This window comes from Cytobacillus firmus DS1 (assembly GCF_000565285.1).
Taxonomy (GTDB): domain Bacteria; phylum Bacillota; class Bacilli; order Bacillales; family Cytobacillaceae; genus Cytobacillus; species Cytobacillus firmus_A.
Window position 1 is genome coordinate 1 of record NZ_APVL01000069.1, and the last position, 837, is coordinate 837.

Here is an 837-nt window from a genome sequence, read left to right on the forward strand (position 1 = left end):
AGAGTGGCTACTATGTAAAAGATGAGCGTACAAAACAGTTCGCCTATTCTTTCCACGCAGCAGCAGATCGCAACGGCTTCGTACTAGGCACAATTGTAACCCCGGGTAACACGCATGATAGTCATATTTTTGAGCCATTGGTAGGACAAGTCATTGAGAAAGTTAGTAAACCAGAAGCTGTTGCGGCAGACGCAGCTTATAAAACACCTGCCATTACAAGCTACTTATTGAGAAACGATATTACACCTGCTTTACCTTACACACGACCACGCACAAAAGAGGGTTACTTCCGGAAACATGAGTATGTTTATGATGAGCATTTTGACTGTTACATTTGCCCAGCCGGTGAGGTTTTAAAATATACTACGACTACCAAGGAAGGGTATCGTCAATATAAATCAGATCCGCGAATTTGTGCTGGATGTCCATTCTTGTCTCAATGCACACAGAGTCAAGCGCACCAAAAACTAATTCAACGTCATGTGTGGGAGGAACATGTGGAAGAGGCAGATCACCTTCGTCACCATCAAGACGTCAAACCGATCTATGAGAAGCGCAAAGAAACAATTGAACGTGTATTTGCAGATGCAAAAGAAAAGCATGGCATGCGTTGGACAACCCTAAGGGGACTTAAAAAATTGTCCATGCAGGCGATGCTTACTTTCGCTGCCATGAATTTGAAAAAAATGGCCAACTGGACTTGGCAAGGGCCAGAAATGGCCTAGAAGATGACCTCGGAGAGGTCTATAATCCTCTGAAAATGATTCAAATCCAGTAAAAAACCAAAAAAGGGGTTCGGAATGAGACTATTCCGAACCCCTTTTGTCTACAAACTGA

The 837-nt window shown here is 43.2% G+C and carries 1 protein-coding gene; it reads left to right on the plus strand.

The window, feature by feature from the left end; all coding sequences use genetic code 11:
* Positions 1-725, plus strand: a 725-nt coding sequence (locus tag PBF_RS24795; RefSeq protein ID WP_035333686.1) for a transposase, incomplete at its 5' end; no start/stop codon positions are given.
* Between the last annotated feature and the right edge of the window lie 112 nt (positions 726-837).